We start from the raw sequence: 24,385 nt of genomic DNA, 5'->3' as shown, positions 1-24,385 counted from the left end.
CGGCCAAGCCGTGCCTAGGGATTAGGCCGCTGCGCGCCTTTTCACAGGTACGGGCGTCACTCAGCCGTCGACCTGGCTGGTCTTGAGCGCTTGCAGTTCGGCATGGGCATGGGCTGCGTGGCCATAGGCCAGGAGCAGCTGCATCATCTGCTCTTCACCGAGGATCTTGCCGTTCAGTTCCATGCCCAGCATGGAAAAGCGTACCTGCGGTGTCCGCGAGCGCTTGATCTTGACGTGAGGCATGAGCGGGCCTGCCGGGTTGTGGCTGCCAGGCAGCGGGGCGCCTTCGCGCAGGGTGAGGGTGATCCGCAGCTGGCGACCGTCCTGTACGCTGGCCTGTGTGACATCGCGCAGATCGATCTCGGCATCCAGGTTGCGGAACCATACATGGGTGTGGGTCAGGCGCATCAGCACTTCTTTTCCGGCATGACGGTGCAGCCAGATGCTGGCGAAAAAGATCAATCCCGCCAGGACGAAGATCACACCTAGCACCCAGCTCTTGCCGTCGGCCACGCAGAACCCGCCCAGCGCGAGCATGAACAACGCATAGAGCGCCAAGGTGCGGCGCACCTTGTGGGTGTAAGTCAGCTCGGTGACTTGGGGAATGTTCTGCAGCAGGTGCTCACGTTCCTCGACGGCTGTCTGCACCTGTTCGGTGGTCCGCTGGTTGAAGTCCTCGGTCAGGGACTGGGCCAGACTGGCCAACGGATCGTCAGGACGGTTCATGCGGATGCTCCATTGCAGGGGTGACGGCCGAAGGCGTGCCGCTGGTCAGCTGGCCGAACCAATGACGGTCGCTATCGGTAGGTCTACGTGTGGCCTGGGCCAGCAGTTCGTCATCCGCCGTCACGCCCAGTTGCTGCAAGCGTAGGGCGGTAGGCGGGTGGGTATCGAACGGGTGGGCGATCGCCCGGCCCAGAACTGTCTCGCTCAAGCTCATGGGGGTCTGGCGCAGGTGCTCGGCCAGGGCCTGGATCAGGTTGCCAGCGCGGCGCTCGGCCAGCAGCTTGTCGATTTGTGCTTCGAGGGCGATGACCCGCAGCAGGGCCTGACAGAACACTCTCTCGCCTGCCACTTGCGCGCCGGCGCGGTCGGCGACGAATTCCTGGGCACGGCTCCAGTGATGCACCGCCACCTGGAAATGATGCAGGAAGCGCTCCGCCATCCAGATGGCCGGACGCTCGATCCAGGATGGATTCGCATCCTCGGCGCTGATGATCGCGAAATGCAGGCACATCAGGCTGAAGCGCGCGCTGGTCTCGCTGCCGCGCTCGGTATCGCGGCTGCTGAAGTGACCCAGCTCATGTCCGATGACCGAAGCGGTTTCTTCCTGGCTCATGGCCGACAGGTACGTCAGCGGCAAGTACAGTGTCCGCCCTTGGAGCACTTCTTCGCTGGGTTGAAGGATTACCTGCACGCTGGTGACGAAGAACGATTGGTCGATACCCGCAACGATGTGATCGGGCACCGGAGCGCCCAGTTGCCTGGCCAGACTTTCGATCCAGGCCCACAAGCCCGGCGCGTCGTCACGGCTCAAGGCGCGTCCCAGAAACGCCGAGCAAGGCGCCTCTAGGGCCTGCCATTGCTGGCGCAGACGCTGGATCAGCATGATGCCCAGACACATGACGCAGGCCACCGGCAGAGCCGGCACCAGAATGGCCCAGCCGCCGTCCTTGATATGACTCCAGCCCCAGCTCAGCTCATAAAGCAGCACCAGCCCCAGCGAACCGACCAGCAGTCCGGTGTAGGCCACCAGCCAGTGGCCCAGCGCATGCCAGCTGCGGGCGAGGCGCTCATGCAGGAAGTCCCTCGAAGCCAGCGCCCGCCAGGCGTCCAGGCGCAGCTTCAACCAGATGATCGGCCCGGCCAGCAACGCCGCGACGGCCAGCCAGTAGCTCAGGCCAGCCAGTACCTGGCGCACGCGCAGCCAGGCGTGGTCCGCATCCACCTTGGCGACCCGCCATTGGAAATTATCGCGGCGACCTTGCTCGGTGATCACTTCCTTGCGGTCCCTGTCGGACAAGCCTTCGAGCAACGCATCGCTCGGTGCGGCCAACCATTGACGCATCACCTGCGCCTCTTCCAGGACACTGTCGGCGCGCCAACCTTGAAGACTGCTCCAGCCCATCAGCGCCAGCGGCAGCAACAGCATCGTCAGCGCCCAGCGTAGATTCCTCATGCGTCCCACCGTCTGCCCTGCCTCGCAATGAACGATCGATACTGCTCAGGTATCACCGGGGCGCTCCCGGATCCAGTCGCCCCTGCTGGCCAGCGGTTTTCGGCATCAGCCAGGCCAGGCGGCGAGGCAAGCCTGGCGGCGAGCAGCGCGACGCCACCACGGAACATCCACATCGTTCGTGATCCTCATCGAAAAAGGACCCATTGAAGTGTCTACCTGGCTGCATGCCAAGCGTGATGATCGCGGCACACAACAACCAGCGTCCCGGTCACAACTCGTCGACGACTGTTCGAACCGAGGGTGTCGCGTTTCCCGATCTTGGCCAAGCCGCCGGAAGCGGCAGGGCGCGGATACGCTCAATATTTTAGTTATTACCAAATAGCTTCTTATTCCTTTAAGTATATAGACCAGTCCTTATACTGGACGCCAAGCACGCAATTTCCTGGAGGCGCCCCCATGCGCACTGAAACCATCCGTTACCTGATTGTGCCGGGCTGGCAAGGATCGCCAGACAATCATTGGCAAAGCCACTGGCAGCGCAGCCTGCCCAACAGCGCCAGGGTAGAGCAGCAGGATTGGCTGATGCCCAAGTGCCAGGACTGGGTCCGCGAGCTAGGTACGGCGATCGAGGCCGACCCCGCGCCGGTCATCCTCATTGCCCATAGCCTTGGCTGCATAGCTGTCGCACATTGGGCGGCACAGGCCAGCCCGGGTCTGATGCGTCGCGTCCGGGGTGCCTTGCTGGTCGCTCCGGCAGACGTCGAGCGTCCGGCCTGTTCGGCGGCCTTGCGCGACTTCGCACCGATCCCGCTGCAGCGCCTGCCATTCCCGAGCCAGGTGGTGAGTTCGGACAACGACCCGGCCGTCAGCGTGCCACGGGCGCTCTACCTGGCACGTGCCTGGGGCTCGGAGAGCGGGTTGCTGTCGCGCGCCGGGCACATCAATGTCAAGTCCGGCCATGAACGCTGGGAGCAAGGCTTCGCCTACCTCTACCGGTTGCAAGGCCGTATCGAGCAGCGCAGCCTGCGTCGCGCCTGAATGGTCGAGCATCGTTCGATTGTCACGACGTCCAGATGCGCGGTGTCTGGACGGGAGTTCGCCATGAGTTCGCACAACGCCTTCGGTCAGCCTCTGCTGACCTTTCCTGACCCGGACAAAAGTCCGCTGAGCATTCGCGCCAAGGCGCTGGTGTTCGTCGATCCACGTTCGCGCAAGTTGCGCGAGGCGGTCGAGCATTTGGCCCCGTTGCCGCTACCGGTGCTGATACGAGGGGAGAGCGGCACCGGCAAGGAGCTGCTGGCTCGCCAGATCCATCGTTCCAGCGACCGCGGCGGCCTGTTCGTCTCGGTCAATTGCGCGGCGATCAGCCCTACCTATGCCGACGCCGAGCTGTTCGGCTACAGTGCCGGTGCCCACGGCGGGACTGCCGGCAGCCGGGCAGGCTGGTTCGGCTCGGCCAATGGCGGCACGCTGTATCTGGACGAGATTGCCGACCTGCCGTTGCCGATCCAGGGCAAGCTGCTCACGGCGCTGGAGACCCGCGAAGTCAGCCGGGTCGGAGCCGCCCATGCGCAACCGGTGGACGTGCGCCTGGTTGCAGCGTCGAGCATCGACTTGGCCAAGGTCGTCGAGGCAGGCCGGTTCAACGAGCGCCTGTACCGTTATCTGCACGAAGGCGAGCTAGAGCTGCCGGCCTTGCGCGAGCGCGTCGGCGACATCCTGCCGCTGGCCGAATACTTCGTCGGCATCTACGGCATGCGGCTGGACCGTCCGCTGCCACTGATCAGCGAGGCGGCCCAGCTGGCCCTCGAGGCTCACCCCTGGCCTGGCAATACCCGGGAGCTGGAAAACGTCATCCACTTCGCCTTGCTGGTGGGGCAGGGCAAAGAGGTACTGCCCGAGCACCTGGGGCTGCCCGACCCCGACCCCTTGGCCAGTCTCGCGGCACGGCTCGACCAGCTGACACACGCACAGGAGCCGGCGAACATCGAGGCGCTACGCAAGCTGCTGCACATGACCTTGGCGCGATTGACCTGAGCCGAGCCGGAGCCTGTGATCTCCAATCCGAAATGCATAAAGATCTAATCAAAAGATATTGTTCTGGAATAAAAAATCCCGGTATCTTCTGCCAATGCCGGGCCGGTTGACGACCTGGCGCCTGTCATTGCCGCCTTGGCGGCTCCTGAGTGCAAGGATCCTTCATGAAAAAAGCCTTATTGTCGACCGCTCTGGCCGCCGCCCTGTCACTGACCGGCCTCGTCCAGGCCGCCGAGAAACTGATCGTGGCCGCCACCCCCATTCCGCACGCTGAAATCCTCGAGCTGGTCAAGCCAACCTTGGCCAAGCAAGGCGTGGACCTGCAGATCAAGGTGTTCACCGACTACGTCCAGCCGAACGTGCAGGTCGACCAGAAGCGCCTGGATGCCAACTATTTCCAGACCAAGCCGTACCTGGACAGCTTCAACGAAGGCAAGGGCACCCACCTGGAAACCGTGGTCGGCGTGCACGTCGAGCCCTTTGGCGGCTATTCGAAGAAAGTCAAGAGCCTGGACGAGCTGAAGGAAGGCGCGACCGTCGCCATCCCTAACGAAGGCAGCAACAGCGGCCGCGCCCTGATCCTTCTGCAGAAGGCTGGCCTGATCACCCTGAAGGATCCGAACAACGCCCTGGCCACGCCCAAGGACATCGCCGAGAACCCCAGGAAGCTCAAGTTCCGCGAACTCGAATCGGCCATGCTGCCGCGTGTGCTCGACCAGGTCGACCTGGACATGATCAACACCAACTATGCCTTGGAAGCTGGCCTGAATCCGGCCAAGGATGCCCTGGTGATCGAAGGCAGCGACTCGCCCTACGTGAACTTCCTGGTGGCGCGTCCGGACAACAAGGACAGCGAAGCCATCCAGAAGCTGGCCAAGGCACTGACCAGCCCGCAAGTGAAAGCCTTCATCGAGAAGAAATACAGCGGCGCGGTGCTGCCGGCGTTCTGATGCGCGCTGGCTGCTCTTGCTCGCTTGAGCGCCCTGCTGGCGCGACATGTTTCCAGGCGTCGCCGGATCGGAAGCGCCCCGGCCTCCGATCCGGCCAGCGCGGGGCCTCTGCCCTGCGCCAGCCCCACGGCCGGGCACCGGCACATCGTTGAAGTTCGTTCCGAAGCCGCTGACCTTCCCAAGGGGCTGCTCGAATTGTTCATGGCTGGATGCCACAAGCCTGTCCTGGCTGGAAATGAGCGGCCAGGCTCAGCCCTGGCGGCTGGATCGCCATGTTGGCGGCATGTTTCGGAGGCTTCCGAAATTTGCGTAGGACGTTTCCCAAACTGATCCAGACGGCAAGATTTCCTGCTCGAAGCTGCTAGTTTCCAGCTCCTTCGTACAGGGAGCTTGCACATGTCGCGTATCAGCCTCAACGGCAAAGGCCAGGCGCTGGACGGTGATCTCACCACCAGCGGCGCCGTCTGCATAGCCACGACCACCACCACGCAGGGCAACGAACGACGCGTGCTGCGCGAGGGCGATCCCACCACCGAATGTCCCGCGTGCGGCAAGACCGGCACCGTTGCCGAAGGCGTGCCGTTGTTCCGTTGCGAAGGCCGACCGTTGACGTTCGACGGCGCACTGGTCGCCTGTGGCTGTTCGCATGGCAGCAATCGGGTCATCGCGCCGTTGGAGCCGGCCACCCGGGCGATGCCGACAGCCGCGACCGGCTCGCCCGGCAGGGCGGCCCTGGCAGCACTGCCCGAGGGGGAAACTGCTGCCACCCTGCCCGCATCCGCCGACGCCATGGTCATGGCTCCTTTGGGCACCCTGGAGCCAGGCTTCTTCATCGTCCCGCACAGCATGTCCGGGCCTCGGGTGCTGCGCTATCTGACTGGCGAAGGGCTGCAACTGCCGCTCAGCTACGTGATGCGACTTAACCCGACCTTCGATGAAGGCTACAAGGCCGGCGAGATCTTCGTTCTCGCCGACCCCGACAGCCATCACGCCTGCAGCCGTATGGAGGCCCAGTTGATGGCAGCTGCGCAGCAGGTACGCGATGCCCTGAAACCGCTGTCGGAGGACGAGGCCAACTTCATGCGGCGATATCAGGCGCAGATTGCCGGATTGCTGGGAGAGGTCAGCCTGTCGATGGGTGTCGTGCAGGCAATGATGGGCAAGATTCTGAGTGACGTGAGCAAAAGCCTGAAGGCGCTTGAGCAGTTGCATCAGCGCGAGTACCAGCGCCACGGCCATCTCCGAAGCCCCGAATTCTTCGAAACGCGCAGGCGACTGTTCAAGGATCTGGATGCGCAGTTGAAAGTCGGCCTCCTGAACAAGCAGATGAACCTGGGCAGCCATGACACCTTGCGACGAGACCTCGGCCTATCGTCCAAGAGCCTTGTGCATCACTGGAACAAGGCGGGTGGGCCAGGCGAGATTCCAGGCTATGCGACGCACATGGACAAGGTGGCGAAGATGTCGAAGTACCTGAGCGCAGGTGGGTATGTGGGAATCGGGATAGGAGGGGTTTCGTCAGGCTTGAAAGTCCAAGAGGTTTGTCGAGCCGGTGAGACCCAGGAGTGCAAGAGGATTCGCTTTACCGAAGCTGGAAACTTTGGCGCCGGAGTGGCTGGAGGTACGGCTTTAGGCATTATAGGAAAAAGGGCTTCGGCAAAAATTTGTATTGGAAGGTCGCTCTATGGATCAATCATCTGTGGCTTGGCCATGGTTGGGGCAAGTGCGTGGGGAGGCACCTCGGTAGGCATGATGGCTGGGGAACAATTCGGCGAGTTTGTTTACGATCATACGCTCAATGACTAAGCTCGAGAGATTGTGGTGGCTTTTCTTTTTTGGTGCGCCTTTTTTGATAACCGGCGTTTCCCTTGGGATCGAGGCCTACATAGCGTGCTCGCGTCATTTTGAGGTTTTGCTGAAAAGTTTGAGCGGTAGTCGTGCAGTACCTCGATGCGTGGCCATGTGTGGTACGGCCGGTCTGAAAGCTCGTATTTCTTTGATTGCGATGCTGAGCACTTTTCTTCTTTGGCCAAGGCACTTCATTCGAAAAGGCTGGTTGAGCGAGGTTGATTATAAGTTGTTTCCAGCCAAGTTAAAGTTCTGGATAAATTTTGCCGCTTGCCTAAATATTGTGGCAGGTGTTTGGCTTCTGCTCACGTATGTCGTGATAAAGCTCTTTAGATGACAGGTCTGTTTAATGCTTGGCGCTGGCGAGGGTGGCATCGTCCAAGACGATTTGCGGTGTGGTCTGATGGAAAGTAGCTTTATGGCATGTTGACGGGCACTGATGATCGTACTCTTCGGCCTGTTTATGCGGGAGCTGCATCGCTCGCTATGTCTTGCTGCTAGGAAAGTGGCGATATTGACCACGTGAGTTTCCAGGCTAGTCATGCTCCTGAGGCGCCGGCTGGATCGAGAGCTGGGCCGCGCTTGCCCTGACGTATCCCGACCGGCGCGGGCAACTCGTCGATGAGCTGATCGTCACCGCGTCGCGCCGGCAGTGGCGGCACGGGCGAGGCAGGCGATATCGAGCTGCGCCTTCTCGAAAATCCTTGTGCAAACGATGAGAATCGATGGTCCGATCTTCGACGCTTTCTTCATCCGAGAACAGCCCGAAGGATCGATCATGAACCTCAGCGAAAAACAGAAGATGCTCAGTGGACTGCTCTACCACCCGACCTGTCCCGAACTCCTGGCCGAGCAAGCCGCCAACGGGCAATGGATGCAGCATTACAATGCCAGCGACGCGCTGAACCATGATGTCCGCAGCGGCCTGCTGGATGCGCATCTGGCCAGCGTCGGGGAGGGCGTGGTGATTCGCCCGCCGTTCCATTGCGACTACGGCTACAACATCAGTATCGGTGCCCGCACCTTCATCAACTTCAACTGCACGATCCTGGACGTGGTGCCTGTACACATAGGCGAAGATTGCCAGATCGGACCGAACGTGCAGATCTATACCCCCGAGCATCCATTGCAAGCCGAAATCCGTCGCACCGGACTGGAAAGCGGCCGCCCGGTAAGCATCGGCAACAATGTGTGGATCGGTGGCGGGGCCATCATCCTGCCCGGCGTGACCATCGGCGACGATGCAGTGATCGGTGCAGGCAGCGTGGTTACCCGTGACGTACCCGCAGGGGCCGTGGCGATGGGCAATCCGGCGCGTGTCCAGGCATCGGCCGAGGCGCCATAGCCTGTCGACGCTAGGCCGATCGGCCGGCGCCTTGCCAGGCGCCGTGCAAGGGCGGAATATCAGCGCATCAACCCATGCGGATGCTGTCGATGTCGTGCTCCTTTCAGCCAGAATGCCTGCGTACCGGCCTCGGCCCCTTGGCCGAGCGCCAGCCGTTGTCCAGCCAGGGCGAGCAGTACCGACGCTACTACGGTCTGACCTGGCCCGGAGAAAGCTGGCTGGGCAGCTTCAGGGTCGAAGGCTTCGACCTGGTCGGCCAGGTCTGGTTGCCGCCAGGACCGGCCAGGCCGCAGAGCACGGTGTTCCTGCTGCACGGCTTCTACGATCACATGGGGCTTTACCGGCATGTGATCGACTGGGCGCTGGCGCGTGGCCAGGCAGTGATCAGCTGCGATCTGCCGGGGCATGGACTGTCGAGCGGGGCGCGAGCCAGCATTGCCGATTTCGCCATTTACCAGCGCGTGCTGGATAGCTTGTTCGAGCAGGCTGTCGCGCTCGACCTGCCGCGCCCATGGCACCTTTGCGGGCAGAGTACCGGTGGCGCGATCGCGGTCGACCATCTGCTGCACCAGGGCGCGCGCAGCCCCGTCGATGGCCAGGTGGTGCTGCTCGCGCCTCTGGTCCGGCCACGCGCCTGGCACTGGTCGAAGCTGAGCTACAACGTGCTCCGGCATTTCGTCGACGGCATCGATCGACGCTTCACCGAAAACAGCAACGACCCCGGGTTTCTGTCGTTCCTGCAGGCCGACCCGCTACAGCCACGGCGCCTGCCCACGGCCTGGGTCGGTGCCCTGGTGAGCTGGGTCCGGCGGATCGAGGCGGCGCCCGGCTGCTCGCGCGCGCCGCTGATCGTGCAAGGCCAGGCCGATGCAACGGTGGACTGGGCCTACAACCTCAAGGTTCTGAAGGCCAAGTTCGCCGAGCCGCAGGTGCTGATGCTGCCGCAGGCTCGTCACCACCTGGCCAACGAGTTGCCCGACATCCGCCAGCGTTACTTCAGCTTCATCGATCAGCGCCTGCGCTGATCAACGCAGGCCGGCGCTGGGCTGGCCGACGGCAAGTCCCGCGCGGATCGCGGCCAGGGCCGCCTTGTAGTACGCCTGCCCGGCCGGCGACTCGGCGAACGTGGCGAACTCTTCGAGTTCGACATCCGACAGCTCGCGGTAGACATACAGCAGGGTATTGTTCAGGTCGCTGCCGATCTGCTCCATCAGCCGCTGGCGCTGCCCGTCGAGCAAACCCTGGGCCTGGCTGGCGCCGAACAGGCCGGGGATCATCGAGCTGAGGCTGTCGGCCGCCACGCCGGCGATCGCCAGGCTGACTTCGGCGCCCGCCTCGCGCGCCGGCAAGGCCTGGGCCAGGTGACCGATGATCAGCTGACGGGTATCGCTGGCCTCGATCTTCGGCAAGCCCTCGGCATTGCGCGCCAACTGGTCCTTGCGCGTGGCCAGCAGCTCGGCGGCCACCACCTTGCGGCCCAGCGGCGACTGGAAGAAGGCCAGCGCCGGGCCAGGCTCGGCCAGGTTGGCGCGTAGTTGCGCCTGAGCGCGACGATCCATGGCCTGGGGCTCGAAACGTTGGTTGCTGTTGCTGACCAGGGCCTGGTAGACCGCAGGCGGCAGGCTGTTGCGATAGCGCTGCTGGGCGGCTTGCACGGCATCGTTGAAGTGAGCGCGCTGGTCGGGCCAGCCGGCGGCCTTGTACAGTTGCTCAAGACTGTCTGCCCAGACAGGCATGGTGCAGATCATCATCAGGAACAGTAAAAACGAGCGGCGCATTCAGGACTCCTGTCGGCAGGGCGCTATTGTCCGTGGGGTCGCCGGGCTTTGTCGAGATGCCAGTGTGGTCGGCAGCCAAATGGCGCTGTTGGTTTTCCCGGACAGTGGATACTATGCGTGCCATGCACATCTCACCTGATCACCCCCTCCTGTCACGCATCGTCGACGACCTGGCCACGCGTGGCTGGTCGCAGCAGCAGCTGCTGTTTTCTCCAGACTTGCTGGACGACCTGGCGTTCGAATGCCGGCAGCGGGCCGCCGACGGAGCGCTTGCGCCCGCGGCCGTGGGCCGCGGTGTGGCCCAGGAGGTTCGCGAAGGCATTCGCGGCGATCATATCCAGTGGATCGAGCCGGGCCAGGCGGATGCCTGCGACCGTTACCTCGACGTGATGGACAGCCTGCGACAGGCACTCAACCGTGGGCTGTTCCTCGGACTCGAGGATTTCGAATGCCACTTCGCCCTGTACCCGCCTGGCGCGTTCTACCGCAGGCATCTGGACCGCTTCCGCGACGATGACCGGCGCACGGTTTCGGTCGTCCTGTATCTCAATGATCACTGGCGCCCGGAACATGGCGGGCAGTTGCGCATGAGCCTGGCCGGCGAGATCGAGCATGACGTGCAGCCGGACATCGGTTGCCTGGTGATCTTTCTCTCGGGCGACATTCCCCACGAGGTCCTGCCGGCCACTCGCGAGCGCCTGTCGCTGACCGGCTGGTTCAGACGCCGTGGCAATGACCCGTTCTGAGCCGCCCCGAGGTTGCTCAGCGCCTGCCTGCCGTGGCCGCTTCCTACAGGACCATTGCGACACGACGACTCAGGCTTGGCCAGGCTCTCACTGCCCCGCCGTTACCTGCATCGGCACGCTCAGCCATTTCTGTTCCAGGGCCGTGAGCCGGCCATCGGCCTGGATTCGCTGCAGTGCGTTGTTGAGTGCGGTCTCGAACGCCGGATTGTCCTTCTGGAAGGGAATGACCAGCGCGTGCTCGCCGTAGGGCTGGCTAGCGTCCAGGCCGGCTTCTGCCAGCCCCTCGAGTTGCCGCTGGCTCAGGGCAATGTCGTACTTGCCGCTTTCGACACCAGACACGATCTGGTCTGCGGGGGTTTCGAGAAAGGCGGCGCGCACATCCAGCTCGCTTGCCAGAGCCTGGCCCAGTTCGACGCCGAACCCGGTCAGGTGCTGAGCCTGCTTGACGGTATAAGGTGGAGTATCGGCCAGCACGGCGATGCGCAGCTCGCCTCGGTCGTTGACGTCATCCATCAGCTCGGCCTGTGCCCAGGGACAGACGAGGATGGCCAGCATCAGGCCTGTGATCAAGCGCATGGAGATCCCTTCTTGGTTCGGCAGATGAAAGTCGTCTGCCGAGGCTTTTTATCCTCGCCAAGGTCAGACGCAGGCTGTGACAGCGAGTCCCGTGCAATATTTGACGCAGCCTCGACTTTTTCCTGTCATGCAGGCCGGTCCGTTTCGCCGTGGGGAAAGGCGTCGGTCGCCAATCCCAATGAAAAAGGGAGACCCATGGTCTCCCTTGTGGTGCAGCGAAAACTCAGAACAATACGCGGGAGCGGATGGTGCCCTTGACCTGCTGCAGCTTTTCCTGCGCCAGGTCGGAATATTCGGCGTCCACGTCGATCACCACGTAGCCGACTTTCTCGTCGGTCTGCAGGAACTGGCCGGAGATGTTGATGCCATTGTCGGCGAACACGCGGTTGATCTCGCTGAGCACGCCCGGGATGTTCTGGTGGATGTGCAGCAGGCGATGCTTGCCCGGGTGGGCTGGCAATGCGACCTCGGGGAAGTTCACCGAAGAAACCGAGGTGCCGTTGTCGCTGTACTTGACCAGCTTCTCGGCGACTTCCAGACCGATGTTGGCCTGGGCCTCGGCAGTCGAGCCGCCGATGTGCGGGGTCAGGATCACGTTGTCCAGGCCGCGCAGCGGGCTTTCGAACTGCTCGTCGTTGGAGCGTGGCTCGACCGGGAACACGTCGATGGCCGCGCCGATCAGGTGCTTGTCCTTGATCGCGCTGGCCAGGTGCTCCAGCTCGACCACGGTGCCGCGGGCCGCGTTGATCAGGATGCTGCCCTTCTTCATCGCGCGGATTTCCTTTTCGCCGATCATCCATTGGGTGGAGGGCAGCTCAGGTACATGCAGCGAAACGATGTCGGCCAGGCCCAGCAGTTCGTTCAGGCTCGCCACCTGGGTAGCGTTGCCCAACGGCAGCTTGGTCAGCGGGTCATAGAAATAGACCTGCATGCCGAGGCTTTCAGCCAGCACGGAGAGCTGCGTGCCGATCGAGCCGTAGCCGACGATGCCCAGCTTCTTGCCGCGGATCTCGAACGAGTTGGCCGCGCTCTTGATCCAGCCGCCACGGTGGCAGGAGGCGTTCTTCTCGGGGATCCCGCGCAGCAGCAGGATAGCTTCGGCCAGCACCAGCTCGGCAACCGAACGGGTGTTGGAGTAGGGAGCGTTGAATACCGCGATGCCACGTTCACGCGCCGCGTTCAGGTCTACCTGGTTGGTACCGATGCAAAAACAGCCGACAGCGACCAGTTTCTTCGCGCACTCGAAGACCTCTTCGGTCAGCTGGGTGCGCGAGCGGATGCCGATGAAGTGTGCATCGGCGATCTTTTCCTTCAGCTCGGCCTCCGGCAGGGAGCCGGTAAGGTATTCGATGTTGCTGTACCCGGCAGCCTTGAGGGTGTCCACCGCGTTCTGGTGGACGCCTTCGAGAAGAAGGAACCTGATCTTGCTCTTGTCGAGAGACGTCTTGCTCATCTGCGTAAACCTGTGTCCCGGAGATAGAAAAGTGACAGGAAGCTAAGCGGCGCGGCATCGGCCTTAGCATGAACAGCGGGAGCGCCATGCTAGCATACGCGACACAATCTGAGCTGATTCCGACAGGTGAAGAGTGCTCAGGCTGACCATGAATGGTTCGAGAGTTAAACCGATGATCACATCCGCGTTACTTGATGAACTGACCCACCTGGTCGATCCCGGCAAGGTGTTGACCGACCCCGCCTCGCTCGAGGCCTATGGCAAGGACTGGACGCGGCAATATCCCGCGGCGCCCTCGGCGATCGTCTTCCCGCGCTCGGCCGAACAGGTGCAGGCCATCGTGCGCTGGGCCAACCGGCACCGGCTCGCGCTGGTGCCCTCTGGTGGCCGTACCGGGCTTTCCGCCGGGGCGGTAGCTGCCGACGGCGAGATAGTCGTGGCGTTCGACTACATGAACCAGATCCTTGCCTTCGACGAACTGGACCGCACCGTGGTCTGCCAGCCCGGCGTGATCACCCGCCAGTTGCAGGATTTCGCCGAGGAAAAGGGCTTGTACTACCCGGTGGACTTCGCCTCTTCCGGTTCCAGCCAGATCGGCGGCAACATCGGCACCAACGCCGGTGGCATCAAGGTGATCCGCTACGGCATGACCCGCGACTGGGTGGCCGGACTCAAGGTGGTCACCGGTAGCGGCGAGCTGCTGGAGCTGAACAAGGGCCTGGTCAAGAACGCCACCGGCTATGACCTTCGCCAACTGTTCATCGGCGCGGAGGGCACCCTCGGCTTCGTGGTCGAGGCCACCATGCGCCTGGAACGGGCACCGCGCAACCTGACGGCCATGGTCCTCGGCACGCCGGATTTCGATTCGATCATGCCGGTGCTGCACGCCTTCCAGGCCAGGCTCGACCTGACTGCCTTCGAGTTCTTTTCCGATAAGGCGCTGGCCAAGATACTGGGACGTGGCGATGTCCCGGCGCCGTTCGAGAGCGAGTGCCCGTTCTATGCCCTGCTGGAATTCGAGGCCAGCACCGAGGCGCTGGCCGACAGCGCGCTGGCCACGTTCGAGCACTGCGTGGAGCAAGGCTGGGTGCTCGACGGCGTGATGAGCCAGAGCCAGGCGCAGTTGCGCAACCTGTGGAAACTGCGCGAGTACATTTCCGAGACCATCTCGCACTGGACCCCTTACAAGAACGACCTTTCGGTCACCGTTTCCAAGGTGCCAGCGTTCCTGCGTGAGATCGACGCGATCGTCAGCCTGCACTACCCGGACCTGGAGGTGGTCTGGTACGGGCATATCGGCGACGGCAACCTGCACCTGAACATCCTCAAGCCCGATGCGATGGCCAGGGACGAGTTCTTTGCCCGTTGCGCCACGGTCAACCGCTGGGTCTTCGAGATCGTCGAGCGCTACCAGGGTTCGATTTCCGCCGAGCATGGCGTGGGCATGACCAAGCGCGACTACCTAGGCTACAGCCGTTCTGCCGCCGAAATCGCCTGCATGAAGGCGATCAAGGCGGTATTCGATCCGAACGGCATCATGAATCCGGGTAAGATCTTCGCTCCCGAATGAAAGCAGCACAGGAGTCGGCAATGAGCTATCAGCATGCGTACGTGGACGGCACGCCCATTCACTTTCCTCTGGGCAAGGTGGTCTGCATCGGTCGCAACTATGCCGAGCACGCCAGGGAACTGAACAATCCCGTTCCATCCGAGCCCCTGCTGTTCATCAAGCCTGGCAGCTGCGTGGTGCCCTTGAACAGCGGCTTCAAGATCCCGACCGAACGCGGCTCGGTCCACTACGAGGCGGAAATCGCGGTACTGCTCGGCAAGCCCTTGTCTGCCCATGCCAGCGAGGAAGAAGTGCGCGATGCCATTTCCGGTTTCGCCCCAGCGCTGGACCTGACCTTGCGTGACGTGCAGGCCGGGCTCAAGGAAAAGGGCCTGCCCTGGGAGCTGGCCAAGAGCTTCGATGGTGCCTGCGTGCTGGCGCCGTTCGTCTCGGCGGGCACCTTCGCGGACCTGGCCGACATCGGTATCCGCCTGAGCATCAACGGCCAGTTGCGGCAGGATGGCAATAGCGCCCTGATGCTCAATCCGATCGTGCCGATGATCCAGCACATGGCCGCGCATTTCTCCCTGCGGGCAGGCGATGTGATCCTGACCGGGACGCCCGCCGGCGTCGGCCCGCTGACTCCAGGCGACGAGCTGGTACTGGAACTGCCAGGCGCGAGCCGCTTCGAAAGCCGCGTACTCTGAACGATCCTGCGTGACGGCAATTGGCCGTCACGCAGGCCCCGCCGATCAGGTTTACCGTTTTTTCACAAAGCTTGCGGATAATGGCGGATCATCCGCTCAACGCCGGCTCCAGGCGACGCCGTCGGCAAGACCATCAGGAACGTCTGCTCAATGCCTCTCATTTCCAGTGCCCCCCTTCCACCATCCGGCAGGACGCGAACCTGGCTGCGCTGGCCTACCTGGCTGGCCGCCGCGATACTGGCTGGCTGCACCCTGGCCGTGAGCATGCACTGGGACGACCGGGGCCTGCTGTGGGTCAAGGAGTACTTCGAAAGCCCTGTCGAGCGCCAGGAAAGTACCTGGCTGCCAGACTACCGTGTGGATATCGATGCCAAGGTGCTGCCGGGAATGGAGGACGACGAAGCCTCCGACCTGGCGTACGACCCGAAGACCCGTACGTTGTTTTCGGTAATGGGCAAGAATCCCTTCCTGGTCGAGCTGAACCTCGATGGCGACGTGCTGCGCAAGATCCCGCTGGTCGGCTGGAGCAATCCCGAAGGGGTCGCGGTTCTGCCGGACGGTCGGCTCGCCATCGTCGACGAGCGCCGCCACGACATGGTCCTGGTGCGGGTGGATGCCCAAACCACATCGCTGCGGCGCGAAGACTTCGCCAGTCACGACCTGGGCGAATCGCCCAATGGCAACAAAGGCTTCGAGGGCGTGGCCTGGGATCCGCTGCGCCAGCGCATCCTGCTTGGCGAGGAGCGGCCACCGCAGCTCTACGCCTGGAACAGCGATGGGCGTAGCCCGCTCAAAGGTGAGAAGTTCGCCTTGCCCAGCGACCAGCTCGACCTGCGCAACCTGTCCGCGCTGAGCATCGATCCCCGCACCGGCCACCTGCTGGCTCTGTCGGCCGACTCGAACATGTTGCTGGAACTCGACGAACACGGCGAGCAGGTGAGCTTCATGACGCTGCTGGGCGGCTTCAATGGTCTGAAGTCGACCCTGCCCCGTGCCGAAGGCGTGGCCATGGACGAAGAGGGCACCTTGTACATGGTGAGCGAGCCCAACCTGTTCTATCGCTTCAGAAAAGACTGACCGCAGATCACGATTCCACGGATGCTGGCATTAAGCTTTGCTTCAGCTGTCGGTGGTTAGATTCGCTTTCCCGAAATCGAGTCCGATCCCATGCGCCGCCTGATCCGTCTACCTGCCGCCATCTGTGCCCTGCTGGTTTGCGTCCTGCTGTTGGGCGTGGCGGGGCAGCAGTTGCGCCTGTTCGAGCGAGCCTGGTTCAACCTCAGGACCTGGTGGCAGCCGGCCGAGCACGGCATGCTGCTGCACGACTATCGGGTGGTGCTCGAGGCCAGGCCTATCGAAGGCTTGCACGATGATGTGTCGGCGCTGACCTACGACCCCGATCGCAAATCGCTGTTCACCGTGACCAATGCCCGTTCCGAACTCATCGAGCTGTCGCTGGATGGGCAGATCCTGCGCCGGATAGCCCTGGTCGGCTTCGGTGATCCGGAAGCGGTGGAATACGTCGGCCCTGGCAGCTACGTGATCACCGACGAGCGCCAGCAACGCCTCATCCGTGTACGGATCGAGGACGAGACCACCTACCTCGATGCTGCCGAGGCCGAACAGCTGACCCTCGGCATCGGGCTCAACGGCAACAAGGGCTTCGAAGGCCTGGCCTACGACTCGGCCGGCAGGCGCCTGTTCGTGGCCAAGGAGCGCGATCCGATGCAGATCTACGTGGTGCAAGGGTTCCCGCATGCCGATCCCGCACAGCCTTATGCCTTGCGCGTGGTACAGGACAAGGAACGCGATGCGCGACTGTTCGTCCGCGACCTGTCGAGCTTGCAGTTCGACGAACGCAGCGGGCACTTGCTGGCTCTGTCGGACGAATCCAGGCTGGTCGTCGAGCTGGACGAGCAAGGCCGGCCGCTGAGCACGATGTCTCTCAAACGGGGCTACCAGGGGCTCAAGCGCAACGTGCCCCAGGCAGAGGGCATCGCCATGGACGATGCCGGCAGGCTCTACCTGGTCAGCGAGCCGAACCTGTTCTACCTGTTCGAGCGAGCAGCGGATTGAGCCTGACGACACGACGCCATGGGCCGGCACAGGTCATCCATTGCGGGGCGAGCAAGCGGTGCGAGTCCCTTGCCAACCGATGTCCTAGCGCCCTTGGCGGGCTTCGAGCTGCTTGACGCCTGCAGCGGTACCGAGCAGCAGCACATCGGCCGGGCGCGCCGCGAACAGGCCGTTGGTCACCACGCCGACGATGGCGTTGATCTGGCTTTCCAGCGTGACCGGATCGGTGATCTGCAGGTTATGCACGTCGAGAATGACATTGCCGTTGTCGGTGACCACGCCTTCGCGGTAGACCGGGTCGCCGCCGAGCTTGACCAGCTGGCGTGCCACGTGGCTACGAGCCATGGGGATGACTTCGACCGGCAGCGGGAAGTTGCCCAGCACCGGCACCAGCTTGCTGGCGTCGGCGATGCAGATGAAGCGACGGGCGACCGCCGCGACGATCTTCTCGCGGGTCAGGGCCGCGCCACCGCCCTTGATCAGGTTCAGATGCTCGTCGCTTTCGTCGGCGCCATCGACATAGAACTCCAGCTCACTGACCGTGTTGAGTTCGTACACCGGGATGCCATGGGCCTTGAGCCGGCTGGCCGTGGCTTCGGAACTGGCGACCGCGCCGTCGAAGGCCGTCTTGTGCAGGGCCAGGGCGTCGATGAAGAAATTGGCGGTCGAGCCGGTGCCGACGCCGACGATGCTTTTCTCGTCGAGCTGGGGCAGGATGAGGTCGACGGCGGCCTGGGCGACGGCCTGTTTGAGTTGGTCCTGGGTCATGCGGGCTCCGGAAGGGGCAGGCGAAAATCGAAGCTGCCTAGTATAGCCGCAAGTGCCGGCAAAACCTCGGCTTTGCAGTGGTCGCCCGAGGTGACGCTGGGGTAGACTGCCCGGCCTTGTCCCGCGGCCAGTGATGCTTTCCCGATGCTCGAACAGTACGTCAAGAAGATCCTCACCTCGCGCGTCTACGACGTCGCGGTCGAAACCCCGCTGCACAGCGCCGGGCAGTTGAGCAAGCGGCTGGGCAACCAGGTGCTGCTCAAGCGCGAGGACTTGCAGCCGGTCTTCTCGTTCAAGATCCGTGGAGCCTACAACAAGCTGGCGCAACTGAGCCCCGAGGAACTGGCGCGCGGGGTGGTCACCGCCTCGGCCGGCAACCATGCCCAAGGGCTGGCCCTGGCGGCCCGCGTGCTGGGCATCAAGGCGACCATCGTGATGCCCAAGACCACCCCGGAGATCAAGATCGAGGGCGTACGCTCGCGGGGCGGCAAGGTCGTCCTGCATGGCGACTCCTTTCCCGAGGCGCTGGCCTATTCGCTCAAGCTGGTCGAGGAAAAGGGCTACGTCTATATCCACCCCTATGACGACCCGCACACCATCGCCGGGCAAGGCACCGTGGCCATGGAGATCCTGCGCCAGCATCCGGGCCGCCTGGACGCGATCTTCGTGCCGGTGGGCGGTGGCGGCCTGATTGCCGGGATCGCTGCCTACGTCAAGTACCTGCGTCCGCAGATCAGGATCATCGGCGTCGAACCGGACGACTCCAACTGCCTGCAGGCGGCCATGGCGGCCGGCGAGCGGGTGGTGCTGCCGCAGGTCGGGCTGTTCGCCGATGGCGTGGCGGTCGCGCAGATCGGCCAGCATACCTTCGACATTTGCCGGCAGCATGTCGACGAGGTGATCACGGTCAGCACCGACGAGATCTGCGCCGCCATCAAGGACATCTACGACGACACCCGTTCGATCACCGAGCCGGCCGGCGCCCTGGGGGTGGCCGGTATCAAGCGCTACGTCGAGCTCAAGGGGGTCACTGGGCAGACCCTGGTGGCCATCGACTCAGGCGCCAACGTCAACTTCGACCGCCTGCGCCACGTGGCCGAGCGGGCCGAGCTGGGCGAGCGGCGCGAGGCCATCATCGCGGTGACACTGGCCGAGCGGCCAGGCAGTTTCAAGGCCTTCTGCGAGGCCATCGGCAAGCGCCAGATCACCGAGTTCAACTATCGCTACCATGCCGAGGGCCAGGCGCACATCTTCGTCGGCGTGCAGACGCATCCGGAAACCGACCCGCGTAGCGCACTGATCGACCAGCTCGCCAAGCAGGGCTTCCCGGTCATCGACCTGACCGACAACGAGCTGGCCAAGCTGCATATCCGGCACATGGTCGGTGGGCATTCCGCCGGCGCCGGCGACGAAATGGTCCTGCGCTTCGAGTTCCCCGAGCGCCCCGGGGCGCTGTTCAACTTCCTCAACAAGCTGGGCGGGCGCTGGAACATCTCGATGTTCCACTACCGCAACCATGGCGCCGCCGATGGCCGCGTGGTCGCCGGCCTGCAAGTGCCCGAAGAGGAACGTCACCTGGTGCCCGGCGCACTGGCCAAGATCGGCTATCCCTACTGGGACGAGACCGACAACCCGGCCTATAGGCTGTTCCTTGGCTGACCGGCGGCGGGTTGGCCCTGCCCCGGCCTAGTCGCGCAGGGAAATGATCTTCCAGCCCCGACGTTCGGCCTCTGCCCGCAGCGTCGGGTCCGGGTCGACCGCCACCGGGTGCGTCACGCGCTCGAGCAATGGCAGGTCGTTCAGCGAGTCGCTGTAGAAGCAGCTGTCCGTCAGGTCGTGGCCATTCTCCAGCATCCAGCGTTGCAGGCGTGTCACCTTGCCTTCACGAAAGCACGGTATATCGGTACTGCGCCCCGTATAGCGGCCGTTCCGCTGCTCGCACTCGGTGGCCAACAGGGTGCGCACGCCCAGGCGGCGGGCGATCGGGTCGGTGACGAAGCGATTGGTCGCCGTGATGATCACCAACTGGTCACCGGCGCCGCGGTGCTGCTCGATCAGTTTCACGTTTTGCCATTTTCGCAGAATATTCTTAAATCTTGTCAAACCTCAGGACATTCTCTTATCAAAGCTGACCTCCTTCCAACTACGTTCCCATTCCTTCGATCGTGTCCCGGGAAGTGGTGTAACTCATCATGGCTCTGGCCAATGAGTTTGCCGTTTAGTTGATCACGGCGGACAGCTTGGCCTGTGGATTATCGCTGACCGCTTCAAAGGCCTCCAACTGCATGTAACGTCGTTGCAGGCACCATTCGTCGTTCTGCTCCACAGCATCGCCCCGATCAGGCGAGTGATTGCCGGATCATTCGGGAAGATGCCCACGACATCGGTGCGGCGCTTGATCTCGGCATTGCGCCGTTCGAGTGGGTTGGTGCTGTGCAACTGCTGCCGGTGGGCCTTGGGAAATGCCATGTGCGCAGCACTTCATTCTCGCAGCTATCCATGGGTGCCGCGATCTTGGGGTATTTTTCGCAGCTGATCAGCGACCAAACGCCATTGCCGATGACATTCGGCGCGGCTGTCTTGGGCAAAGACTGTGCGCAGCAGGGCCGCCACCATGGTGCGCTGACCTTGCCGACGTGGGCCATGGCGTTGCGCATGAAGTGGACGCGACAGCGCTGCCAAGTAGCATTGAAGACCTTGGAAACGGCCGCCTTCAGACCTTCGTGGGCATCGGAGATGGCTAGTTTCACGCCCCGCCAACCACGCCGCATGAGGCTACGCAGGAGTCTGTCCAGAACGGCTCGGCCTCCCACGGCCCAACCCTTGGAAACCCCGGAAGCTGTTCCCTCGAAGCTAAAACACCGCGAAAGCCTTTGCTTCACGCCATATTTTTGCCCGCACCATACGCGAATTTTTCCTGCTTTCTGCCCCGCACCTCTCTTGGGTTGATTACGGATCTGCAAAAATGATGCGTTTTGGTTCTGTTTTTTCGGAAAAATGTGCACGTCAAGAGCTTAAGCTCGTTTCAAGCCTACTTGCATCTAGGTAAGGGTAGCGTTCCCTAAGGCAAAATAAGAAAGGAGAGAGCATGACATCTGTCCAGAACCCGGCCACAGCTTCAAGTTTTCGTACTGCCCGCCACCAATACGATGGGAAAACAATTATGAAAAATGCAGTGCGCCTTACTTCAGCCGCAAGGTTTATCTCGAGCATGCTCTTGACGGGCGCTACGAGCGTTGCTTTAGCATTAGGTGTCGCATCTCTCGCACAGGCATCCACACTTGAGGAAGTCAAATCCAAAGGTGTGCTGAATGTTGCCACTGAGGATAACTATTATCCTTTCGAGTTCATCAAGGGTGGCGAGCCTGAAGGCTTCCATAAAGATATCATTGAAGAGCTTAAAAAATATGCTCCGTTCAAGGTCAATCAAGAAATCATCCCTTGGACAGGTCTGCTCGCCGGTATTACATCGGGTAAATATGACGGTGCCATCACTGGTGCGGGTGTTACGGAAGAACGCTTGGGCGCTTTCGATTTCGTAGCCCCTGTTGCACCAGAAATTTCCTATTATATCAAGCGCGCGGACGACGACCGGATCAAGGGCATTGCCGACCTGTCTAATCTTACTGTAGGAGTACAGGCGGGAGGTGCTCAGCTTGCACGCTTGTCTCAGCTCGACGATAAGCTGAAGGGCATGGGCGGGTCTCTGGGCAAAATCATCCAGTATCAATCCTATCCGGAAGCTTATGCCGATTTGGCCAATGGCAGGCTGGATTACGTCGTGAACGGGCTTGTTCCGGCCAACATGCTGGTGAAAGAGCGGCCTAAAGTTTTCGCGATCGGTGAACCGACTTCCAACAAGGGCCTCATCGCCTGGCCGGTGGCGAAAGGAAATGATGAGCTTGTCGCTTATTTGTCAGGTTTTGTAAATCATCTGCGCGATACCGGTAAGCTGGCTGAACTGCAGAGTAAATGGCTGGGGCAAGCGTTTAATGATCTGCCGCGCGAAGCTATCACGTCCATTGACCAATTCAAGAAGCTAACTGCCCAGTAAAAAGGGGGAGGCGCTGCCGGCGCAGAAGGCATCGGTAGTGCCCTACATATAGAGCATCTTCGCCAAAAATATAAACTTATAAGGCTAACACGAAAACGGCTGCCTCCAAGGCGACTTGCCCATAGGGTTGCGGTCAAAGAATAGAAGCTTATTAAGTAAAAATCTTAGGCGAATATATCAGGGCTTTCTAATGGAAATCAGCGACTGGTTGATCTTACTCAAAGCGGCGTGGACAACTGTCTGGATTTCAGGCGCGTCTATTGTCTTAGGCGTTGCACTTGGGCTTGTGGTTGCAATGTTGCGTGCCGCTCGAATTCCCATGGTCAGCCAGATGTTGACAGTCTACGTGAGCTTGGTTCGGGCAACCCCCATGGTCACGCTAGTCCTGTTCCTCTTCGTAATCGCACCATCTATGGGCTGGGATGTGGATCCTCGTGTGGTGGCCATCGCCGCCATGACCATCAATACCACCGCCTTCAACGCGGAAATCTGGCGAGGTGCTCTCACCAGTTTTTCCAGAGAGCAAATCGAGGCGGCCAAGGCTGCCGGGATGACCACAAGTCTCACTCTTCGCCGGATCATGCTTCCACAGATGTTGACGACAAGTTTGCCTGGACTGGTCAATGAAATGTCCCTGCTCGTAAAGAGTAGCCCGGCCATTGCGATGATAGGGATCGTCGATCTGACTCGTGTGACCAACCGTATTGCAGCGGTTACTTACGACCCCCTTCCTCCAATCTTGGCCGCTGGGGTTTTATACATCCTCATCATCGGTGGGCTTGTACGGCTCCAGCGAGTGACCGATTCGCGCGCCAAGCGACTGGCAATGTAGGAGGCTGCAATGAATGGCTTTCAAATGATCTGGGATAACTTGGAGATCTTTACACAGGGGCTGCAAAATACGCTTGTATTGTTTTTGTTGTCCGCTGTGGCCGCTTTTGTACTGGCCTGCTTTATCGCCTATTTACTTGAGGGGCACGATAATTACCTCAGGAGGGGTATTCGCCAATCATTGGATGTGATGAGGATGCTCCCGTTCCTCATATTCTTGTACCTGCTCTATTACGGCCTGCCGAACCTGGGTTTACGCTTGGATGTCTGGAAAGCAGGGTTTATTGCTCTCATCACTTATCATGCGGCCTACTTTGCCGAAATATTACGCGCTGCGAGGGCTTCATTGCCTGCCGGCCAGGCTGAGGCCGCGTGTGCACACGGGTTTGTTAACTCAGTGATGTACTGGCGTATTTTGCTACCACAAATGGTTATGCGCTCAGGGCCATTGTTTGGCAACCAAATGGTCTGTCTGCTGAAAGATACTGCGTTTCTTTCGATTATTACCCTGACGGATTTGACCGCTGCGGCTTCTGCGGTTCAAGCACAGTATTTCGTTCCTTTGCCTCCCTTTATCTTTGTTATCGCACTTTATTGGGTGGTGACTTTGATTGTAGAAGCAATTCTGCGTCGTCTGAGTAAGTACGCTCAAGCAAGAGGGTTAGTCCATGAATAAGTCTGCGCCGGTAGTTGAGATCAAAGACCTCCATAAAAGCTTCGGTGGCATTGAAGTACTCAAGGGCATAAACCTCAAGGTTGAGCGAGGGCAGACCGTCAGCGTGCTGGGGTCATCGGGTTCTGGTAAGTCCACGATGCTGCGCTGCATTAATTGGCTTGAGGTGCCCAACAGTGGTGAGATTTACATTGGTGGCGACCGCATGGGCGTTAAGGCCGATGGGATCAAGCCCATGTCCAACAGGGAGCTCGCCGCCATGCGAGCCCGCACAGCCATGGTGTTTCAAAGCTTCAACCTGTGGCCGCACCTGACCGTCCTGCAGAATGTCACAGAGTCCCCTGTGCACGTGCTGGGCACAAGCAAGCGAGAGGCACATGAGCGCGCCGTAGAGCTGCTGGCGAAAGTGGGTCTATCGCACAAGCATGATGCTTATCCGTTCTCGCTGTCAGGCGGGCAGCGGCAACGGGTGGCAATCGCCCGAGCTCTGGCGATGAATCCTGAGGTCATCCTCTTTGATGAGCCCACCTCGGCGCTAGATCCCGAGTTGGTGGGAGAAGTTTTGGCGGTGATGCGCTCGTTGGCAGAGGACGGCTTCACGATGGTCATCGTTACCCATGAGATGGAGTTCGCCAGGGTTGTATCGAATGAAGTGGTATTTATTGAGAAAGGGCTGGTGATTGAACGCTCAGCGCCTGAAAAGTTTTTCACTGATGCGGATAGTGAGCGCGTTCGCCAGTTCTTAGGGCGCTACCGGGCGACAACTGCGTGTTGAACTTAAAACCTCTAAACATACATGCATTAGAAGCAACTTG

At 61.4% G+C, this 24,385-nt stretch carries 23 protein-coding genes and 2 pseudogenes; 17 read left to right on the top strand and 8 right to left on the bottom strand.

Features of this window, described 5'->3' with window-relative positions; translation table 11 throughout:
- Positions 1 to 60: 60 nt before the first annotated feature.
- Together ACY8GK_RS14875 and ACY8GK_RS14870 are read right to left on the bottom strand one after the other, a co-directional pair.
- Positions 61 to 726, bottom strand: a complete 666-nt coding sequence (locus ACY8GK_RS14875; RefSeq protein ID WP_462401535.1) for a hypothetical protein — start codon at positions 724 to 726, stop codon at positions 61 to 63.
- The gene (locus ACY8GK_RS14870; RefSeq protein WP_230376186.1) at positions 713 to 2,179 is read right to left on the bottom strand and encodes a M48 family metallopeptidase; all 1,467 of its coding nucleotides are present in this window, start codon (positions 2,177 to 2,179) and stop codon (positions 713 to 715) included. The genes ACY8GK_RS14875 and ACY8GK_RS14870 overlap by 14 nt, the downstream gene beginning before the upstream one ends.
- A 456-nt stretch (positions 2,180 to 2,635) precedes the next feature.
- Here ACY8GK_RS14870 and ACY8GK_RS14865 point away from each other — a divergent pair, with 456 nt between their 5' ends.
- The 7 genes from ACY8GK_RS14865 (at position 2,636) to bipL (ending at position 9,384) form a co-directional block, all read left to right on the top strand.
- Entirely contained in the window at positions 2,636 to 3,217 is a 582-nt protein-coding gene (locus tag ACY8GK_RS14865) for an alpha/beta hydrolase (protein ID WP_196180844.1), read from the top strand.
- Between the two features lie 63 nt (positions 3,218 to 3,280).
- Positions 3,281 to 4,216, top strand: a complete 936-nt coding sequence (locus ACY8GK_RS14860; RefSeq protein WP_196180843.1) for a sigma 54-interacting transcriptional regulator — start codon at positions 3,281 to 3,283, stop codon at positions 4,214 to 4,216.
- A 164-nt stretch (positions 4,217 to 4,380) separates the two neighbouring features.
- Positions 4,381 to 5,166: a MetQ/NlpA family ABC transporter substrate-binding protein gene (locus ACY8GK_RS14855; RefSeq protein WP_196180842.1), complete on the top strand. Its 786-nt coding sequence runs from the start codon at positions 4,381 to 4,383 to the stop codon at positions 5,164 to 5,166.
- 396 nt (positions 5,167 to 5,562) lie between these two features.
- Positions 5,563 to 6,972: a PAAR domain-containing protein gene (locus ACY8GK_RS14850; protein ID WP_462401534.1), complete on the top strand. Its 1,410-nt coding sequence runs from the start codon at positions 5,563 to 5,565 to the stop codon at positions 6,970 to 6,972.
- A complete protein-coding gene (locus ACY8GK_RS14845) occupies positions 6,965 to 7,351 on the top strand; it encodes a hypothetical protein (protein WP_196180838.1) in 387 nt (128 codons plus the stop codon). The genes ACY8GK_RS14850 and ACY8GK_RS14845 overlap by 8 nt, the downstream gene beginning before the upstream one ends.
- 441 nt (positions 7,352 to 7,792) lie before the next feature.
- The gene (locus ACY8GK_RS14840; RefSeq protein WP_196180837.1) at positions 7,793 to 8,359 is read left to right on the top strand and encodes a sugar O-acetyltransferase; all 567 of its coding nucleotides are present in this window, start codon (positions 7,793 to 7,795) and stop codon (positions 8,357 to 8,359) included.
- 80 nt (positions 8,360 to 8,439) lie between these two features.
- Positions 8,440 to 9,384, top strand: coding sequence for a phospholipase BipL (gene bipL, locus ACY8GK_RS14835; protein ID WP_462403026.1), 945 nt, complete (start codon positions 8,440 to 8,442; stop codon positions 9,382 to 9,384).
- On the opposite strand, the gene ACY8GK_RS14830 is transcribed toward bipL, so the two are convergent.
- A complete protein-coding gene (locus ACY8GK_RS14830) occupies positions 9,385 to 10,137 on the bottom strand; it encodes a hypothetical protein (protein WP_462401533.1) in 753 nt (250 codons plus the stop codon).
- 113 nt (positions 10,138 to 10,250) lie between these two features.
- Between ACY8GK_RS14830 and ACY8GK_RS14825 the strand changes: the two genes are divergently transcribed.
- Complete coding sequence (locus ACY8GK_RS14825; RefSeq protein WP_196180831.1) at positions 10,251 to 10,883, top strand: 2OG-Fe(II) oxygenase; 633 nt, start codon at positions 10,251 to 10,253, stop codon at positions 10,881 to 10,883.
- A gap of 87 nt (positions 10,884 to 10,970) precedes the next feature.
- On the opposite strand, the gene ACY8GK_RS14820 is transcribed toward ACY8GK_RS14825, so the two are convergent.
- Together ACY8GK_RS14820 and serA are read right to left on the bottom strand one after the other, a co-directional pair.
- Positions 10,971 to 11,459 (bottom strand): transporter substrate-binding domain-containing protein, encoded by a 489-nt coding sequence (locus ACY8GK_RS14820; RefSeq protein WP_196180829.1) that lies wholly within the window; start codon positions 11,457 to 11,459, stop codon positions 10,971 to 10,973.
- A 223-nt stretch (positions 11,460 to 11,682) separates the two neighbouring features.
- Positions 11,683 to 12,912, bottom strand: coding sequence for a phosphoglycerate dehydrogenase (gene serA / locus ACY8GK_RS14815; protein WP_196180828.1), 1,230 nt, complete (start codon positions 12,910 to 12,912; stop codon positions 11,683 to 11,685).
- 172 nt (positions 12,913 to 13,084) lie between these two features.
- On the opposite strand from serA, the gene ACY8GK_RS14810 reads away from it, so the two are divergent.
- From ACY8GK_RS14810 to ACY8GK_RS14795, 4 genes are all read left to right on the top strand, one after another.
- The gene (locus ACY8GK_RS14810) at positions 13,085 to 14,482 is read left to right on the top strand and encodes an FAD-binding oxidoreductase (RefSeq protein ID WP_462401532.1); all 1,398 of its coding nucleotides are present in this window, start codon (positions 13,085 to 13,087) and stop codon (positions 14,480 to 14,482) included.
- Between the two features lie 20 nt (positions 14,483 to 14,502).
- The gene (locus tag ACY8GK_RS14805) at positions 14,503 to 15,168 is read left to right on the top strand and encodes a fumarylacetoacetate hydrolase family protein (RefSeq protein WP_196180824.1); all 666 of its coding nucleotides are present in this window, start codon (positions 14,503 to 14,505) and stop codon (positions 15,166 to 15,168) included.
- A 150-nt stretch (positions 15,169 to 15,318) separates the two neighbouring features.
- Entirely contained in the window at positions 15,319 to 16,245 is a 927-nt protein-coding gene (locus ACY8GK_RS14800; protein ID WP_462401531.1) for an SdiA-regulated domain-containing protein, read from the top strand.
- Between the two features lie 90 nt (positions 16,246 to 16,335).
- Positions 16,336 to 17,244 (top strand): SdiA-regulated domain-containing protein, encoded by a 909-nt coding sequence (locus ACY8GK_RS14795; RefSeq protein ID WP_462401530.1) that lies wholly within the window; start codon positions 16,336 to 16,338, stop codon positions 17,242 to 17,244.
- Between the two features lie 84 nt (positions 17,245 to 17,328).
- On the opposite strand, the gene rpiA is transcribed toward ACY8GK_RS14795, so the two are convergent.
- Positions 17,329 to 18,012 (bottom strand): ribose-5-phosphate isomerase RpiA, encoded by a 684-nt coding sequence (gene rpiA, locus ACY8GK_RS14790; protein ID WP_196180818.1) that lies wholly within the window; start codon positions 18,010 to 18,012, stop codon positions 17,329 to 17,331.
- 144 nt (positions 18,013 to 18,156) lie between these two features.
- Between rpiA and ilvA the strand changes: the two genes are divergently transcribed.
- Complete coding sequence (ilvA, locus tag ACY8GK_RS14785; protein ID WP_196180816.1) at positions 18,157 to 19,671, top strand: threonine ammonia-lyase, biosynthetic; 1,515 nt, start codon at positions 18,157 to 18,159, stop codon at positions 19,669 to 19,671.
- Positions 19,672 to 19,698: 27 nt separating this feature from the next.
- On the opposite strand, the pseudogene ACY8GK_RS14780 reads toward ilvA, so the two are convergent.
- Both ACY8GK_RS14780 and ACY8GK_RS14775 read right to left on the bottom strand, forming a co-directional pair.
- A pseudogene (locus tag ACY8GK_RS14780) lies at positions 19,699 to 20,076 on the bottom strand (HAD family hydrolase); the annotation flags it as partial.
- A 162-nt stretch (positions 20,077 to 20,238) separates the two neighbouring features.
- Positions 20,239 to 20,783, bottom strand: a pseudogene (locus tag ACY8GK_RS14775) (transposase).
- A gap of 317 nt (positions 20,784 to 21,100) precedes the next feature.
- On the opposite strand from ACY8GK_RS14775, the gene ACY8GK_RS14770 reads away from it, so the two are divergent.
- From ACY8GK_RS14770 to ACY8GK_RS14755, 4 genes are all read left to right on the top strand, one after another.
- Positions 21,101 to 22,066 (top strand): transporter substrate-binding domain-containing protein, encoded by a 966-nt coding sequence (locus tag ACY8GK_RS14770; RefSeq protein WP_462401529.1) that lies wholly within the window; start codon positions 21,101 to 21,103, stop codon positions 22,064 to 22,066.
- A gap of 190 nt (positions 22,067 to 22,256) precedes the next feature.
- Positions 22,257 to 22,898 carry an amino acid ABC transporter permease gene (locus tag ACY8GK_RS14765; RefSeq protein ID WP_462401528.1) on the top strand — a complete coding sequence of 214 codons (642 nt, stop codon included), beginning with the start codon at positions 22,257 to 22,259 and terminating at the stop codon, positions 22,896 to 22,898.
- Positions 22,899 to 22,907: 9 nt separating this feature from the next.
- Positions 22,908 to 23,573, top strand: coding sequence for an amino acid ABC transporter permease (locus ACY8GK_RS14760; protein ID WP_462401527.1), 666 nt, complete (start codon positions 22,908 to 22,910; stop codon positions 23,571 to 23,573).
- Positions 23,566 to 24,345 (top strand): amino acid ABC transporter ATP-binding protein, encoded by a 780-nt coding sequence (locus tag ACY8GK_RS14755; protein WP_462401526.1) that lies wholly within the window; start codon positions 23,566 to 23,568, stop codon positions 24,343 to 24,345. The genes ACY8GK_RS14760 and ACY8GK_RS14755 overlap by 8 nt, the downstream gene beginning before the upstream one ends.
- Positions 24,346 to 24,385: the final 40 nt, after the last annotated feature.

This window comes from Pseudomonas sp. Marseille-QA0332 (assembly GCF_054950175.1).
The sequence above is the reverse complement of the archived record's forward strand: the minus strand, read 5'-3'. Positions and strand labels throughout refer to the sequence as shown.